Genomic DNA, 14,961 nt, shown 5'->3' with positions numbered 1-14,961 from the left:
CCCTCACTCCCAGCTCAGGCCGCCGCGCCGCCACACGTAGGCGTACGCGACGAAGACGGTGAGCATGAAGAGGAACATCTCGACCAGGGCGAAGATGCCGGACGAATCGAAGCCGACGGCCCACGGATACAGGAACACGATCTCGATGTCGAAGATGATGAACATCATCGCGATGAGGTAGTACTTCACCGGGAAACGGCCGCCGCCCAGCGGCTGCGGGGTCGGGTCGATACCGCATTCGTAGGCGGCCAGCTTGGCTCGGTTGTAGCGCTTCGGGCCGATGAAGGCCCCCATCGTCACGGAGAGGGTGGTGAAGCCGAGGGCGATCGCGCCGAGCGCGAGAACCGGCACGTACGCATTCATAAGGCTTGTCCCACTCTCGGACGCGGCCGCCGCGGGACGGCGTGCGATGAGAAATCCGTCGGGGCGACTCTGCCTGCGGTTTCTCCTGCCTACTGTCTACCGGCGGACAGTATGGGGGTGCGCCCCCGAGTCGGGGGGTCTGCAGGGGGAGGCCCTTGGAAGTGAGATTGGTCCTGCTGCGTTCCGGCCGACCGCGCTGGTAGAAGTGGATGCGTGATCTATGTCGACGTCCCGCTGACCGAGGATATCCGCGCCGCCGTTGCGGCCGAATGGGGATACAAGGGTGAGGGTTCGCGGTTGTACGGCGGGGAGGAGTCTGCCGCGTATCGCGTCGGCGAGGTGGTGGTGCGGATCGGGGCGGTGAATCGCGACCCGGCAGAAGTCGAGTGGTGCAACGGTATTGCCGTCGCGGCTGCCCACACTGTGCCGGAGGCCGTGGCACCGTTGCCGCGTGCGAACGGGTCGACGGTCGAGGTGGTGGCGGGTCGGCCGATCACCGTGTGGCCGCTGATCGAGGGGGAGTGGGCGAGTAGTGAGGACGCGGTGCAGGTAGCCGAGGCGGCTCGGTTGCTGGCACGGGTGCATCGCGCACTTGCCGACTACCGGCCGCTGCCGCGACCCAAGCGGTCGTTCCTCGAGATCGGCCTGGACGGGTCGCCGTCTGCTGAGCTGCCCGACTCCGATCTGGACCGGTGGCTCGGCGAGTTCAGCAGTACCGCTCGGGCGCAGCCGCTGCACGGCGACTACTACGAGGGAAATCTGCTGGCCCGCAGCGGACACGTCGTCGCGGTGCTCGACTGGGACGAGGTGTTGATCGGGCCGCCGGAGGTCGAACTCGCCTCCGCGGCATTGGAATTCGCCGACGTACTGGGGAGCGACCTTACCGGGGCGCGGCAGTTCATCGACGACTATCACGCCGAGGGCGGCACGGCAGGTCAGCTGGACGACATCGCGCTGGTACAGCTGATGCGGCACCGATTGCGCAGGGAGGCAGTGTATTTCGGCATCGCCGTCGGCCGCGGCGTCCAGCACGACGAGGACGACCTCGAGTACCACCGGCGGCGGATGGACACTTTCCATCTCCTCCGGCCCTGAATCAGGCCCGCACGTCGTGCAGAGCAGCAAAAACTCCAACATTCAACAGCTGTCGACGCATCAGGAAAACCGACCACCAATTACTTAGTGGCGGAAAGATTCTCCGATTTTCCCCACTTCTGCTGGGGAGCTTCGGGCAGGTATCGACGTCTTACAGTAAGTCCTATCCGAGTCCGGACCATTGTGAGGCATCTCATGTACAAGAAATTCGTTACCCTCGGCGCAGCTGTATTCGCGCTTGCTATTCCGTTCGCAGGTTCGCCGGCCTCTGGGGCGCCGACCACCGATCGGGACATGCCCACGCCACCCGACAAGATTGTCATCGATGTCGTCACCGTCAATGGCTCCGGTTGCCCGGCGGGGACCGCGGCCGTCGCGGTCTCACCCGACAACACGGCCTTCACGGTTACCTACAGCCAATACACCGCAAAGGTGGGAATTGGGGCAGGTCCGACCGAATTCCGGATGAACTGCCAGCTCAACCTGAAAGTGCATGTCCCGCAAGGCTTCACCTACGGCATCGCGCAGGCGGACTACCGTGGATTCGCGTCTTTGGCGAAGGGCGCGACCGCCCTGGAAAGGGCCCGGTACTACTTCCAGGGCAATTCGCCGACCGACTTCGTCGACCATACCCTCAAGGGTCCTTTCGGTGATGACTGGCAGAATACCGACTCCACCGAGGTCGGCGCGATCGTCTACCAGCCGTGCGGCGAATTCCGCAATTTCAACATCAATACTCAGCTGCGCGTTGATGCCGGTACTTCGGATCCGAAGAAGACCACCAGCTTCATCACGATGGATTCCGTGGACGGCAGCATCACCACCACCTATCACTTCGCCTGGAAGAAGTGCTGAGCGCGCATAGCAATATCCGCCAAGAGCCGTAATTCCTGATTCGACAACGTGATCGGTGCGCGAGCACCTTGTCGACGCGAACTCGACCGCTATCCGCAGATTATCTCCGGATAGCGGTCCTCGCTCGCGTATTGGTGGCGGCACCTGACGGGGAGTGCGGGCCGTCGATCGGCACGCCGATGCGCGAGGATGGTCGGTATGCATGATCGAATGGAGCTCATCGGCGGCATCGAGAAGCGGGACATCCGCATCGTCGACTACAACCCCACCTGGCCGAACCGCTTCACCGACCAGCGTGCCCGCATCGCCGCCGCCCTCGGACCCACCGCACGCCGCATCGACCACATCGGCTCCACCTCGGTGCCGGGCTTGGCCGCCAAGCCGATCATCGACATCGACCTCAGCGTTCCCGACGTCGAAGACGAGGCTATCTACCGGGAACCGCTACTCGCCGCAGGCTATCAACTCCGCGTTCGCGAGCCAGGCCACCGCATGATGCGAACACCGGAACGCGATGTCCACCTACACATCTGCACCGTCGGCAGCGACTGGGAACGCCGCCACCTATTGTTCCGCGACTGGCTTAGGCATGACCCGCACGACCGCGCCGCTTACCAGCAACTCAAACACCAACTCACGCAGCGCAACTGGCCCGACATGAACGCCTACGCAGACGCCAAGGGTCCGTTGATCATCGAGATCACCGCGCGAGCGGAAGCATGGGCGCAGTCCATCGGCTGGACCCCGGGGGATTGAGTCGCAGACATGGACGGCATCGAGATCGATGAAACCTTGGTGCGATCGCTCCTGATCGAGCAGCACCCGGACCTTTCCGCACTGGAGCTGCGGCGCATAGATGCCGGTTGGGACAATCAAATGTGGCGGCTCGGTGGTGAATTGGCGGTCCGGATGCCACGTACAGAGCGGGCCCCGTCGCTGTTGGGTAAGGAGCGGCAGTGGCTGCCTATGTTGGCCGCGCGTCTTCCGCTCCCGGTCCCGACGCCCGTTCGGTTCGGCGAAGCGTCGGCAAAGTTCCCACGGCCGTGGACGATTGCGCGATGGGTTCCCGGCGAACCGGCCGATCGCGCGACGGTCAGTCGCGTCGAGCATGCTGCGGATGCTTTGGCGGGCTTCCTGAAGGCGCTCCATCAGGAGGCGCCCAATGAGGCTCCGGTCAATCCGAGGCGCGGCGTAGCGCTCGAGACCTTCGCGGACGATGCCGATTCGAAGCTGCAATCTGCTGTTGCGAGCGATGTTGTCGCCGACGTCCAACGCGTATGGGAGGCAGCCCTTTCCGCTCCCGTATGGGCCGGTCCGCCGGTGTGGCTGCATGGTGACCTGCATCCGGCGAATGTCGTTGTTTCGGATGGGACGCTCGCGGGTGTTATCGATTTCGGTGAACTCTGTGCGGGCGATCCGGCGAACGATCTCGCGGCCGCGTGGCTACTGCTCCCGGCGGGCGGTGCCGCGCGGTTCTTCGATACCTACGCGAACGGGGACGCCGCAATGATCCGGCGTGCGCGGGGATGGGCTGTGTTGCACGCGGCTTCGCTCATCAGTATCGGCCAGGCCTGGGAACGGGGGCTTCCCGGTGGCCAGCCGACATGGGGACGTGCGGGTCGGTTGACACTCGAGCGCGTGCTGGCCGACCGCTAGATCAGCGTCACGGGGAGTTGGTTTGGACGATGGGCGGTTGTGGGGACGTCAGGGCGGCTTTGCCAGGGGTGTGGGCCGTCGAGGGGGCGGTATTCGACGCCGAGTGCGTCCAGGCGGGGGAGGTGGTGATCGCGGAGGCGGGGGAGGAACTCGGCGTAGTCGCGATTCGGTGGGCTCCAGGCGAGTTCGGCGATGGCGCACAGGCGGGGGAAGGCGGCATAGTCGACTCGGCGGACCGTATCCAGGTGTTCGCTCCAGAGCTGGGCTTGAATGCCGATGATCAGTGGGCCGTCGAGCGGGGGCTCGTACCGGTATACGTCTTCCAGGGTGCGTAGGTAGCCGACCGGGATCGGTTCGTCGGGGTGATCGGACTGGCGGTGGTCCAGGTAGAAGTGATCCTCGGGGCACAGGACGACGTCGTGACCGGCTGCGGCTGCGCGAGTGGCCGCAGCCTCGTCGCGCCATGCGTCGATCACCATGGGCGGCAGGGGACCGGCGTCGAGCACCTCGTCCCAGCCGACGGCTCGACGGCCCTGGGTGGCCAGATACGTTGCGAGGTCGGCGACCAAGCGGCCGTGCGCCGGGGTTGCGCCGGGGACTTCGTCGCCGCCGATTCCGATGACCGGCGACGGGAAGATGGTCAGCACGTGTTCGAAGACTCGGCGGAAGAAGTCCAGCGTGTTCGGCGTCGGGTCGAGTAGTGAGGTGCTGATGCCCCAGGAAGTCCATACCTCCCAAGGGGTTTCGGTCTCCGGCCCGAGTTCGGGATATGCGGCGATCGCGGCCCGGGAGTGGCCGGGAACATCGATCTCCGGCACTACGGTGATGGCCCGCTCGGTCGCGTACGCGACGATCTCACGCAGGTCGTCGGTGGTATAGAACCCACCGTGTGGGCGACCGTCGCGTTCGGGTCCGTCGTGTCGGCCGACCATCGATCCTGTTCGCCACGAAGCGATTTCGGTCAACTTCGGAAAGGCGGGGACCTCGATGCGCCAGCCCTGGTCATCGGTCAGGTGCAGGTGCAGCACGTTGAGTTTGTGCGCCGACAGGAGATCGATGAACCGCAGGACCTCCGCCTTGGTGCGGAAGTTGCGTGCGACATCGAGCAGGCAACCGCGCCAACGGTATCGCGGATGGTCTTCGACGATGCCGCACGGCACCGCGAGTTCCCGAGTGCCGATGGCCGCGGCGCGCAACGCGTCCGGTCCGGCGAGTTGGCGCAGGGTCTGTTGTGCATGCATCCGCCCGGCGTGATCCGCGGCGGTGAGCGTGATGCCGCTCGGCGTGATCTCCAGCCGGTATCCCTCGGGCGGCAGGTTCGGGTCGATGCGCACGTCGAGTTCCGTTGGCCAGGCGCACACACCGGGCATCGGGCTCACCGAGACGGGTCGCGGGAGCAGTGTGTCGAATCCTGGCATGTCAGCCTTTCACCGCCCCGCCGAGGCCGGAGACGAGCTTGCGCTGCACCAGCACGAATAGCACCAGCGCCGGAATGGTCATCAAGGTCGAGGCCGCCATCACCGCGCCCCAATCGGTGTCCTCCGGTTTGAAGAACACCAGAATCGCCTGCGGCAGTGTCTGGTTCTCGGTTTTGGAGATGATGAACGTCTTCGCGAACAGGAAGTCGTTCCACGCGTGGATGAACGACAGCACGCTGACCGACACCAGCCCGGGCGCTACCAGCGGCAGCAGGATCTGCCACGCGAAGCGAAGACGGCTCGCTCCATCGAGTTTCGCCGCCTCCTCCAGCTCGAACGGCACCGCCGCGACGAACCCGCGCAGCAACCAGATGGCCAGCGGCAGACTGAACACCAGATCCACCAGCATGATCGAGCCGAGCTCGTTGAGCCCCAACGCGGGCACCGTGCCGCCGATCGAGCGCATCAGGAAGAACAGCGGAATCGTCAGCGCCTCAACGGGAACCATCTGTGCCACCAGGATCATTACCAGCAGCACGGTCCGGCCGCGGAACCGGAAGCGGGTCAGCGCCACCGCGGACAGGAACGACAGCACCAGCGAAAGGAACACGACCACAACGGCGATGAGCAAGCTGTTCAGGAAGAACCGGCCGAAACCGTTCATCGAGAGCACCCGGGTGAAACTGTCCAGGCTGGGCGCCAAGGTCCACGGTTTCGGATCGGCCGACTGGATCTCGCCCGGTGGCTTGAGTGCGGAGAGCACCATCCAGTACAGCGGGAACGCGACGAATCCGGCGATCACCACCGTAACCGCCTCGGCGACAAGGCGACCGGGCTTACGCGGTGCGCGCAGCAGAGGTTTCACTGCCATGGTGTGCTCCTGCGCTGGGACCGGACGTAGAGCCCGGTGATCGACAACAGCAACAGCGTCATCAGCACTCCGATCGCTGAGCCGAGCCCGTATTCCTGCCCGGCGAAGGCCTTTTGGTAGGCGTAGACATTGAGCACCAGGTTGCGCCCCGCGACACCGCCGCCATTGGTCATCACGTAGATCTGGGTGAAGATCTTGAAATCCCAGATGATCGACTGGATCGTCGCGATCAGCAGCAACGGCCGCAGCATCGGCAGGATGACCGAGCGGGCCGAGCGCCACGTCGACGCGCCGTCCAATGCCGCGGCCTCCAGCACCTCTTCCGGGATCGCCTTGATGCCCGCGTACATGGTCACCATGACGAACGGGAAAGAGCACCAGATCACCTCGGCGGCAACCAATCCGAACGCACTGAGAGTGCCGAAGGTCCACGAGTGCCCGTCCATCGAACGGAGCCCGAGGCCCGACAGCGCCTCGTTGACGATGCCGAAGTCCGCGTCGAACAGGAACAGCCAGACGTACGACCCTGCCATAGCGGGAGTCGCCCACGCGCCGAGCGCCGCGAGGAACAGCAGCATCCGCGGTACCGCGCGGACCCGCGTCGCGAGAACGGCCAGCGCCGTGCCGACCACGAGACCGCCGACCACACAGACCGTGCCGAACACGAAGGTGTTGGCGAGCACGATCCAGAACTGGCTGTCCGACAGGAGTTCTCGGTAGTTGCCCAGTCCGATGAACTCCAGCGGCGCGGCGCCGGTGGCCTGTGCCTGGCCGTAGTCGTAGAACGAGATCAACACGATCTGATAGATCGGATAGATCAGCACGGCGGCGAGCAGGATGCCCGCCGGGGCGAGGTAGAGCCACGCGGTGATGGTGTCTCGCCTGAGGCGACGAGGTCTCGGCGAGGTACGCGGGGCCGGAACCGGTTTCGAGAGTTCTTGAATTGCCATGTGCGCCTACCTGAATGCCTTGTTCATCGCGGCGGCCGCCGCGTTCAACGCCGCCGAGGGATCCTTGGCTCCGGTGGCGATCTGCTGCACCGCGGTCGGCAGCAGATTCTGGCTGTCGATCTTCGACCACGCCGGTGTGCTCGGCACGAACTTCGTACCGGCCTTCAGTGATTGGACGAACGGGGCGAGGAACGCGTCGTTCGCGGCGAGCTTCTGCTGCACGCTCGTCAGCGTCGGCAGGTTCCCCATCGCCTGGTACATCTTCTCCTGATACTTTGCGCTGCCGAGCAATTCGACGAAGTCGACAGCGAGGCCGCGATGCTGGCCCGCACGGAAGACGCCGAGCAGGTTGCCGCCCGCGAAGGCCGGTGCGACCGAGCCTGTTTCGGTGCCGGGTAGCGGAATCACCGCGTACTTGTCCTTCGAAGCGCCCTGATCCATGGCCTTGCGGCTGAAGTCGCCACCGATGGTCATCGCGGCCTTGCCGCCCGCGAAGGCCTGCACGCTCTGGGTTCCGGTGAAGTCGGCACACTGCGCGGGCGGGCAGATGTCGTCGTGGATCAGTTCCGCGTAGCGGGTGATCCCCGCTTTTGCCCGGTCCGAGTTCACCGTGGCGTTCCACATCGTGCCGTCGTTCTGGGCTATCTCGCCGCCGTGCGCCCAGAGGTACGGAAGCATGGCGTAGGTGTACTTGCCGCCTACCGAAATCCCGTACAGGTCAGGCTTTTTCGCGTGTATACGGCGGGCGGTGTCGGTGAGCTCGGCCAGGGTGGTCGGCGGCCGCAGGCCCAGTTCGGTGAAGACGTCGGTGCGGTAGTACAGCGCGCGGATGCCCGTGTACCAGGGCAGCCCGTAGAGCTTGCCGCCGGACTTCGCGGTTTCCAGGACCGACGGGTCGATGTCCTTGCCCTCCGGCCAGGCCGCGAGATCCGCGCCGAGGTCGGCGAACGCGCCCGTGACGGCATAACCGGCGAGATCGGTGTTGCCGAACTCGGCGAGATCGGGGGCGCTGGCCGGATCATTGAAGGCGCCGGCGAACTTCTCCGCCCGTCCGGCGACCGGCACCCACTGCACGTCGACCTCGACGTTCGGCCGCGTCGCCCTGAACTCCGCGATCGCCTCGTTGATCACCGTTTCCTTCGGCGCGCGGTTCGCCTCGTCGAACAGCCAGACCCGGACGGTGCCGGTCTTCTCGTCGGCACCCGATCCGGCCGGGCCGGACTGCACCGGCGCGCACCCGGCGAGCAGGAACAGCGCGGCTCCGAGGGTGAGTGCGCGTCGTACGGCCCCGCCTGGCCGGAATTCACGGTGCAGCATCAAGATCTTCGGTTCCCATTCATCACACGTTGCATATTGTGCAACGTGTATTGCGTTGCGTGCCACAATGTTTAGCACCAAGAGTGGGTCACATTCAATAGGCAAATGTGATGCGCATCGCAGCGAGGTGCGTGCGCTCATGGGCTGACTCGGCGTCGGCGGGTTATCGTCTAAACAGGGGAGACCTCTCGGTTCTCGGCTGTGTGCTGGGTGCGCCGCGCACGAGTAGGAGGCAGAACACTGCTTACCGTGATCGGTGTGCCGTTCAACTCCGCCGGAACGACCGGCGGAGTGGCGAACGCGCCCGCTGGGTTGCGAGAAACCGGCCTTGTCAGTGCATTACGTGCTCGCCGTTCCGATGTCCGCGATCTCGGCGACGTCGATGTCGGCACGCCGCGGCCGTCGCGTGATCCGTTGAGTGGACTGTTGGGGTTGGAATCCCTCACCGCCACAACCGCTTCCGTTCGGGCGGCGGTTGTCGCGAGTATCGAGATGGGGGAGTTCCCGTTGGTGCTGGGTGGTGACTGCCCCGTCCTGATGGGCGCTCTGCGCGGTACCCAAGACGCGCTCGGCGATGTCGCGCTGGTCTTCGTTGATGGGCACGAGGACGCGTGGCCGCCAGGTCGAAGTGTCAGTGGTGAGGCGGCCGATTGTGAACTCGGCTTGGCTTTGGCGAATGCCGAAGGTCTTCCTGGTGAGTTGGCGGATGCGCTTCCTGTTCTCGACCCCACCCGGGTCGTGGCCCTCGGTCCGCGCGACGCGGCCGAGCTGCGGGCAGCCGACGTCGATTCCATCGCCTCGACCATCGCGCTGCTGACCGACCGTGAGTTGCGGGGAAAAGCCGCCGTTCCCACCGAGATCGCCGTCGGCCGTTTCCGTCGCCGCGGTTACTCCTGGTGGCTGCATGTCGACCTGGACGTGCTGTCCACCGCCGCGATGGCGGCCGTCGACTATCCGCAACCCGGCGGCCTGGACTGGGCGGACCTTGAAGCCATCACCGTCGCCGCCATCCAACCCGGTTGTGTCGGAATGACATTGGCGATCTACAACCCCGAACTCGACCCCGGCGGCGAGGCGGCTCGGCGCATCGTCGACTACCTCGCCGATGCGCTTGCCGACACCCCGGAGACGGCCTGAGCCAGGCGTATTCGCGATCCCGGGTAACGGATCGAAGACGGGTGCCGATCACCCATTGTGCGCGTTTACTGCCGACCGATCCTTGGCGCGTTGGCAGCCCTGCTACTCGTGATCCTCGCCCTGTTCCTGATGCCCACGAACGAACCCCCGGTGCCCACCACCGACCAGCAGGTGCGAACGTTGCCCTTCATCTCGACCCCGCAGACCACAACCGTCGACGGAATGCCTTCCGTCACAATCGATCCGACCGGCCCCGGTCGCGAATAGGCGTCATGCGGTCACCGGGTGCACGCGGTCCGCGCCGATCCGATCGATACGGTCAAGACCCCAGGCGTCGAGCGGTTCGAGTGCGCGGTTGAGCGCGGCGCCCAATTCGGTGAGCTGGTATTCGACCCGCGGCGGCACCTCGCGATAGACCTCGCGCGACACGATCCCGTCCTCCTCCAGCTCGCGCAGCTGCTGGATCAGCATCTTCTCCGAGACACCCGGCAGGCCGCGGCGCAGCTCGCCGAATCGGCGGATGCCATGGGCCTCCAGCTCCCACAGGATCAGCGCCTTCCACTTGCCGCCGACCGCGTCCATCGCCGCGTCGATGCCGCAGAAGTATGGTCCGGATCTCTTTTCGCCCATCGCCCGACCTCGCTACCTGTTCACACACCCATTGGTAAGTACCCGACTAAATAGTAGGTACTTGCCGCCATAGCGGGCAAAGAGCAGCCTTGTTTTCAGCGCGCTGACCACCCCGTTCACTGATTTTCAAGGAGTTGACCCCGCAATGGCGGAAACCACGAACACCCCCGTGACCGTCCTCGGACTCGGCGCGATGGGCCATGCGCTGGCCGCGACCCTGCTGAAGGGCGGCCACCCGACGACGGTGTGGAACCGCACCCCGGGCAAGGCTGCCGACCTCGTCGCCACCGGCGCGACCGCCACCACCTCGGTCGCCGAAGCGGTCCAGGCGGGCGGCCCGATCATCGTCGTCCTCTTCGACCACGCCTCCGTGCACACCACCCTCGACCCCGTAGTCGCCGAACTGTCCGGCCGACAGGTCATCAACCTGACCAGCACCGCCCCCGAAGAGGCCCGCGAACTGGCCACCTGGGCGGCCGGCCACGGCATCGACTACCTCGACGGCGGCATCATGGCCGTCCCATCCATGATCGGCCAGCCCGGCGCGTCCATCCTGTACAGCGGCTCCCGAACCCCTCTATGACGCACACCGCGAAACCCTCGAATTACTAGCCGCCGCAGACTATTTCGGCGAAGACGCCGGACTGGCCTCCACCTACGACTTCGCACTACTCGCCAACATGTACGCCATGTTCACCGGCTTCATGCACGGCGCCGCCATGATGCGCTGCGTAGGCGTCTCGGCCAGCGCTTTCGCCGAACGCGCCGTCCCATGGGTGACCGCCATGGCCCAAATGCTCCCCGCCTACGGCACCATCGTCGACGGCGGCGACTACACCAACCCCATCCAATCCCTCGCCTTCCACAAAGCCGCCCTCGACGCGATCAACCGAGCCACCCGCGACGCAGGCATCACCACCGACTTCGTAGCCCCCATCAAAAACCTCATCGACCGCCAGGTAGCCGACGGCCACGGCACCCTGGAGTTCGCCAGAACCATCGAAGAACTCGTCTGAGGCACCGGGCTCCCGACCCCCGCCCCCGGGAGCCCCTCCCGCCACCCGACCCCTCCCGCAAAACCCGTGGTCAACCCGCGATTTGGTCCACGCCGCCACATCCTATAATCTTGCTGAGCACCACCGGTCCGGGTGGCGGAATGGCAGACGCGCTAGCTTGAGGTGCTAGTGCCCTTTAACGGGCGTGGGGGTTCAAGTCCCCCTCCGGACACGACCATTACGCACACGGGTGGTGGTGGCTGAACTTCAGCCACCACCACTCGTGTTTCGTGGTTGTAGGTCATCTTGAGGCCCAGCTGTCGGTAAACCTCGAGCTTGTCGGTGGGATCGGCAGCTCGCAGGATCTTGATGAGGCCGCCGAAGGACTTCACCAGGTCGCGAATCTCGTTGCGGCTCAATGTAGGACGGGCTTTGGTTTCTGCTTCCATTGCTGTCAGCTGTGTCGCAGCAACCTCTCGTTCGGATTGGACTTGTCGGGTCCAGGTCGCGATCAGTTGAGGGTCGGTGCCAGCCTCCAGCGCCGCGCGGTAGCTGTTGAGCTTGCGGTCATGGTCAGCTAGTGACTGCCGGATAGCGCGCATCGAGGCAACTGCCGCGCTGCCGTCTGGTTGGGCGCTTTCGAGCATGGCGAGGGAATGCTCGATCTGATCGCGGCGGAAGATTTTGGCGAGCCAGGAGTCGATCGGGCCGATGATTTGGTCTTCTCGTACGTAAACCACTCCGGGGTGGTCGATTTTGTTGGCGATGGCGTACTCGGCGGGGAAGCGGCAGCGGTAGTGGGCTTGGTCGTGGTTCCAGTTGCCTTGCATCCGTCGTCCGCAGGTTTCGTGGAGGATCAGGCCTTTGAAGGCGTAGGGGTGTTGGCGGCGTACCTTGCTGCGGACTGATCGTTGGTTTCGGGCGGCGAGCCGTAGTTGGGTTTGTTCGAAGGTTTCTTTGCTGATGAGTGCTTCGTGTGACGGTTGGTCGGAGTGGACCCAGTCGATGGCGGGGTTCCATTTGAGACGGGTTTGATGACCTAGTACTGCAACGGCACTCAGGTGAGTGGGTGGCCGCGCCGCCGGTAGTGCGATAACCGGGCTTGGTGCTGGCGGCGTCGCCGCCAGCTCGACCAGGCCCAGATGTGATCGGCGACATGGTGTGGGGTGAGCACGAACGCGATGAGCAGGCGGCGGATTTCCGGTAGCGTGAGCGCGATCATGTCTTGCTCGAGTTCGCTGGTTCCCCTTTTGCGGCAAGGGTTTTCGACGCTGCCAGCCAGGCGAGTGCGAGCATCGAGAGGGTGATGTGGGCGTACCAGGCCCGCCAGCTGCGGACCTGGTAGTGATCGAGCCCGGCTTCGCCCTTGGCTTGCTGAAACGCCTCCTCCACATGCCAGCGTGACCCGGCGACCCAGGCCAGGTCGACCAGGCGGGATCGGTGCGGGCCGTAGCAGATGTAGTAGGCGATCTCGTAGACGCCGTTGCTGTTGGGACTCAACGCGCGTCGTGCCAGCAGCCAGTGCCCGCGCCCGCGGGCCCAGGTCCCCTCGATCGGGCGGCGTGCCCAGTCGTATTCGCGGGGTCCGTGCGCGCCGGCTCCGACCGAGAGCCGCTGCCACTTGCTTGCGGCGAGGTCGGCGATCAGTTCGTCGGCGCGTGCGGTGCGCTCGGCGCGGGTGCTCAGCTGGTGGTCACAGCGGGTGGCCAGCACATAGGACACGTCCTGGTCCTCGAGCCAGTCCCGCAGGTAGGGCGCCTGTCCGTAGACCTCGTCGGCGGTGAACCACGCGAACGGCACTGCCGCGGCCAGCGCCCGTTGCAGCATGGCGATCATCTGCCGCGCTTTGGTCGCGAACTCGACCTCGTCGGGGATCCCGGCGTCGCGGCAGCGGTCTCGATCCGAGGTCCACGACTCGGGAACATAGAGTTCACGATCGATCAAGGCATGCCCGTGGCGCGAGGCGTAGGCCAGGAACACCCCGATCTGGCAATTCTCCGTGCGACCGGCAGTGCCGGAGTACTGGCGTTGCACCCCAGCAGATTTCACGCCCTTCTTCAGGAATCCGGTCTCGTCACCGACCAGCACAGCCTCGGGATCACCCAGATGTTCGACCACATAGTCACGCACATCATCACGCACCGCATCGACGTCCCAATCAGCCTTGCGCAGCAGCCGCTGCATCCCGTCCGGACTGCCCTCACCAGCACGTTCAGCGAGCGTCCACCCGTTCTTGCGTTCCAAACCCGCCAACAGCCCCGACACATACTCCCGCGCCCGCTCCCGCGGCTCGGACCGGGCGAACCTGCCCGCAATCCGTGACATCAACGAATCCAACTCGGCCACAACACGATCCAACACCACACACCAGATCTACCAGCACTCACTCACATAGGTGCCGTTGCAGTATTAACGGACAGTACATTCTCCGCGGAAGTCAGGGATGCTGGGTTTCTTTCTCGTCGTGGGCGGTGGCACGGACGCCGGCGAGGACGATTGCGCACACTTGACGCGCGTCGGCCCGGGTGAACGTGCGGGCACCGCGGGTGACGAACAACTGGACGGGTCCGGTGAGCATCTCGCCGAGGAACGAGAGGTCGACCGCGGGCAGCTCGCCACGTTCGATCGCGGTCCGCAGGCGATCGTGCAGGGTTGCCTGGCGCCGGTCGAACACCTCGTCGACGACGGCCCGCAGCTCGGGGTTCTCCCGCGCCGAGGCCACCACGCTCAGCATCGCCCGGCCTTGCGGGCTCGTCATGGCGGCGGCGCCGGTCTCGAGGAAGTCGACGAGATCGGCGTCGATGTCACCGGAGTCGTGCAGGGGTGCGGCGTCGGCCCCGAAGGTGGCGAGCGCGTCGGCGATCAGCGTGGTGCGGTCGGGCCAGTTGCGGTAGACGCTGGCCTTGTTGACGTCGGCGAGCTCGGCGACTTGGTCGTAGCGCAGGCCGCCGATCCCTTCGCGGGCGATCAGCGCGGCGGCGGCTTCGAGAATCCGGTGCCGCACCCGGGCGGTGCGACCGCCCGGGCGGCGGGCCGGTCCTCGCATCGCTCCGTTCTCAGTCACGGACGGCAGCCTACAGCGGCCGGGCCGCGCGCAGCCGGGTGTGCACGCGGCAGGACGTCGGGAGCGGATGATGCGATCCGCGGTTGTTCGCACGAATCGGATCGCGTACCCGGCTGCGACGTCGTCAGGGTCGATGAGTTCTTCTCGCTTGGTCCATCGCCCGAAGACCGCGTAACCGGTGTAGCGCGGATTCTGCAGGAACGCCGCGACGGTGGGTGCTTGCCAGCCGTCGCCGGAGCGGTGAGGACGTCGAGCGTGTCGCGGGCCAGATCCGGCTTTGACCGCCAACGCGGCCAGGACCGGTAACGCGACCGGACGTGAGCAGAACGGCAGGCACACCACGATCGCCAAGACCACCCAGTTGTTGCGGAACCCGAGTTTCACCTGCCCCGCGGCGGACCCGTCGTGGAACCAGCCCACCGCGTGAACGCGTTTGCCTCGGCGACGGAACAGGGTGTCATCGACCCGGCCGTGATCGGCGATCCTGCTGGAAGTAGCTGGGAAACAATCAATTCCGCCACAACCAGCCCGACCTGTTGGGGGCTCCACCGTGCGGTGGAGAAGAACCGGCGGGCTCGACTGTGATGCCATATCCGGGCCAACCCGGCTC

The 14,961-nt window shown here is 65.5% G+C and carries 18 protein-coding genes, 1 tRNA gene and 1 pseudogene; 11 read left to right on the top strand and 9 right to left on the bottom strand.

Going from position 1 to position 14,961, the window contains the following annotated elements; translation table 11 throughout:
• Positions 1-3: 3 nt before the first annotated feature.
• Complete coding sequence (locus ACQPW1_RS30690) at positions 4-363, bottom strand: NADH-quinone oxidoreductase subunit A (protein ID WP_433655251.1); 360 nt, start codon at positions 361-363, stop codon at positions 4-6.
• A 213-nt stretch (positions 364-576) separates the two neighbouring features.
• Between ACQPW1_RS30690 and ACQPW1_RS30685 the strand changes: the two genes are divergently transcribed.
• The 4 genes from ACQPW1_RS30685 (at position 577) to ACQPW1_RS30670 (ending at position 3,969) form a co-directional block, all read left to right on the top strand.
• A complete protein-coding gene (locus tag ACQPW1_RS30685; protein ID WP_433655250.1) occupies positions 577-1,458 on the top strand; it encodes a phosphotransferase enzyme family protein in 882 nt (293 codons plus the stop codon).
• 294 nt (positions 1,459-1,752) lie between these two features.
• Positions 1,753-2,313 carry a DUF4360 domain-containing protein gene (locus tag ACQPW1_RS30680; RefSeq protein WP_433655249.1) on the top strand — a complete coding sequence of 187 codons (561 nt, stop codon included), beginning with the start codon at positions 1,753-1,755 and terminating at the stop codon, positions 2,311-2,313.
• A 198-nt stretch (positions 2,314-2,511) separates the two neighbouring features.
• Positions 2,512-3,069 (top strand): GrpB family protein, encoded by a 558-nt coding sequence (locus tag ACQPW1_RS30675; RefSeq protein ID WP_433655248.1) that lies wholly within the window; start codon positions 2,512-2,514, stop codon positions 3,067-3,069.
• Positions 3,070-3,078: 9 nt separating this feature from the next.
• On the top strand, positions 3,079-3,969 hold the full coding sequence (locus ACQPW1_RS30670) for an aminoglycoside phosphotransferase family protein (RefSeq protein ID WP_433655247.1): 891 nt from the start codon (positions 3,079-3,081) through the stop codon (positions 3,967-3,969).
• Here the strand turns inward: ACQPW1_RS30670 and ACQPW1_RS30665 are convergent.
• Genes ACQPW1_RS30665 through ACQPW1_RS30650 form a run of 4 tightly spaced genes read right to left on the bottom strand, consistent with a single transcriptional unit; the run spans position 3,966 to position 8,525 of the window.
• Positions 3,966-5,387, bottom strand: a complete 1,422-nt coding sequence (locus tag ACQPW1_RS30665) for a beta-N-acetylhexosaminidase (protein ID WP_433655246.1) — start codon at positions 5,385-5,387, stop codon at positions 3,966-3,968. The two genes, ACQPW1_RS30670 and ACQPW1_RS30665, sit on opposite strands and share 4 nt — an antisense overlap.
• Position 5,388: 1 nt before the next feature.
• Entirely contained in the window at positions 5,389-6,258 is an 870-nt protein-coding gene (locus ACQPW1_RS30660) for a carbohydrate ABC transporter permease (protein WP_433655245.1), read from the bottom strand.
• Positions 6,249-7,208: a carbohydrate ABC transporter permease gene (locus ACQPW1_RS30655; RefSeq protein WP_433655244.1), complete on the bottom strand. Its 960-nt coding sequence runs from the start codon at positions 7,206-7,208 to the stop codon at positions 6,249-6,251. The genes ACQPW1_RS30660 and ACQPW1_RS30655 overlap by 10 nt, the downstream gene beginning before the upstream one ends.
• A 6-nt stretch (positions 7,209-7,214) precedes the next feature.
• Positions 7,215-8,525, bottom strand: a complete 1,311-nt coding sequence (locus ACQPW1_RS30650) for an extracellular solute-binding protein (protein ID WP_433655243.1) — start codon at positions 8,523-8,525, stop codon at positions 7,215-7,217.
• A gap of 258 nt (positions 8,526-8,783) precedes the next feature.
• On the opposite strand from ACQPW1_RS30650, the gene ACQPW1_RS30645 reads away from it, so the two are divergent.
• Together ACQPW1_RS30645 and ACQPW1_RS30640 are read left to right on the top strand one after the other, a co-directional pair.
• Positions 8,784-9,662 carry an arginase family protein gene (locus ACQPW1_RS30645; RefSeq protein ID WP_433655242.1) on the top strand — a complete coding sequence of 293 codons (879 nt, stop codon included), beginning with the start codon at positions 8,784-8,786 and terminating at the stop codon, positions 9,660-9,662.
• 90 nt (positions 9,663-9,752) lie between these two features.
• Positions 9,753-9,929, top strand: coding sequence for a hypothetical protein (locus ACQPW1_RS30640; protein WP_433655241.1), 177 nt, complete (start codon positions 9,753-9,755; stop codon positions 9,927-9,929).
• 3 nt (positions 9,930-9,932) lie between these two features.
• Here ACQPW1_RS30640 and ACQPW1_RS30635 read toward each other — a convergent pair whose 3' ends face one another.
• Positions 9,933-10,292: a winged helix-turn-helix transcriptional regulator gene (locus tag ACQPW1_RS30635; RefSeq protein WP_433655240.1), complete on the bottom strand. Its 360-nt coding sequence runs from the start codon at positions 10,290-10,292 to the stop codon at positions 9,933-9,935.
• A gap of 145 nt (positions 10,293-10,437) precedes the next feature.
• Between ACQPW1_RS30635 and ACQPW1_RS30630 the strand changes: the two genes are divergently transcribed.
• The 4 genes from ACQPW1_RS30630 (at position 10,438) to ACQPW1_RS30615 (ending at position 12,195) form a co-directional block, all read left to right on the top strand.
• Positions 10,438-10,875: an NAD(P)-dependent oxidoreductase gene (locus ACQPW1_RS30630; protein ID WP_433655239.1), complete on the top strand. Its 438-nt coding sequence runs from the start codon at positions 10,438-10,440 to the stop codon at positions 10,873-10,875.
• 106 nt (positions 10,876-10,981) lie between these two features.
• On the top strand, positions 10,982-11,308 hold the full coding sequence (locus tag ACQPW1_RS30625) for a hypothetical protein (protein WP_433655238.1): 327 nt from the start codon (positions 10,982-10,984) through the stop codon (positions 11,306-11,308).
• A 126-nt stretch (positions 11,309-11,434) separates the two neighbouring features.
• Positions 11,435-11,519 (top strand) — tRNA-Leu (locus tag ACQPW1_RS30620).
• A gap of 424 nt (positions 11,520-11,943) precedes the next feature.
• A complete protein-coding gene (locus ACQPW1_RS30615; RefSeq protein WP_433655237.1) occupies positions 11,944-12,195 on the top strand; it encodes a hypothetical protein in 252 nt (83 codons plus the stop codon).
• Between the two features lie 149 nt (positions 12,196-12,344).
• Here ACQPW1_RS30615 and ACQPW1_RS30610 read toward each other — a convergent pair whose 3' ends face one another.
• The 3 genes and pseudogenes from ACQPW1_RS30610 to ACQPW1_RS30600 form a co-directional block, all read right to left on the bottom strand.
• Entirely contained in the window at positions 12,345-12,509 is a 165-nt protein-coding gene (locus tag ACQPW1_RS30610) for a hypothetical protein (protein ID WP_433653860.1), read from the bottom strand.
• A 20-nt stretch (positions 12,510-12,529) separates the two neighbouring features.
• Positions 12,530-13,651, bottom strand: a pseudogene (locus ACQPW1_RS30605) (IS701 family transposase); the annotation flags it as partial.
• Between the two features lie 73 nt (positions 13,652-13,724).
• Entirely contained in the window at positions 13,725-14,351 is a 627-nt protein-coding gene (locus ACQPW1_RS30600; protein WP_433655236.1) for a TetR-like C-terminal domain-containing protein, read from the bottom strand.
• A 277-nt stretch (positions 14,352-14,628) separates the two neighbouring features.
• Here ACQPW1_RS30600 and ACQPW1_RS30595 point away from each other — a divergent pair, with 277 nt between their 5' ends.
• Entirely contained in the window at positions 14,629-14,778 is a 150-nt protein-coding gene (locus tag ACQPW1_RS30595; protein ID WP_433655235.1) for a hypothetical protein, read from the top strand.
• Positions 14,779-14,961 lie beyond the last annotated feature (183 nt).

This window comes from Nocardia sp. CA-128927 (assembly GCF_050955855.1).
In the GTDB taxonomy this organism is placed as follows: domain Bacteria; phylum Actinomycetota; class Actinomycetes; order Mycobacteriales; family Mycobacteriaceae; genus Nocardia.
This window is presented reverse-complemented; position numbering and strand designations above follow the sequence as displayed.